Origin of the sequence: Desemzia sp. FAM 23990 (assembly GCF_045528485.1) — a bacterium.
In the GTDB taxonomy this organism is placed as follows: Bacteria; Bacillota; Bacilli; order Lactobacillales; family Carnobacteriaceae; genus Desemzia.
This window is the reverse complement of record NZ_JBGQQW010000077.1, coordinates 1-385: the sequence shown is the minus strand read 5'-3', so window position 1 is coordinate 385 and position 385 is coordinate 1. Positions and strand designations below refer to the sequence as shown.

The following is a 385-nucleotide window of genomic DNA, read 5'->3' as shown; positions in this document are numbered from 1 at the left end:
TTAATGCCTCTTTATAAAAGAGGGCTTGGAGAGAATCTTAGAGGCATTGGAACATGCGAGAGTAACCATAGACCTTATAGTTACCGAGTAAAAGGACACGGGAAATACTGGTCTAAGGATGGTGTAAAAAACGTAGTTTATGTGATAGAAGGACTGAAGAACGAAACATTGGAGCATGCCATTTTAGAAGAAATGCCTGAATACAATAAGCAGCAAAGCGATCAGTATAAAGAAGCCCTTAAAGCTGCGCATAAACGAGTTGCTCATCAACCACATGAAGGAGTACGCCACGGTTCTATTTTTCATATCAGTTCCTCTAGCAGCAGTATTGGTCGGTTAAATAAAGTGTTGAGTACAGTTTAAAGTACAACCCTCATAAAAAATG

At 39.2% G+C, this 385-nt stretch carries 1 pseudogene; it reads left to right on the top strand.

Going from position 1 to position 385, the window contains the following annotated elements:
• Nucleotides 1–363: pseudogene (locus ACEN4I_RS13525) on the top strand (hypothetical protein); the annotation flags it as partial.
• Nucleotides 364–385: the final 22 nt, after the last annotated feature.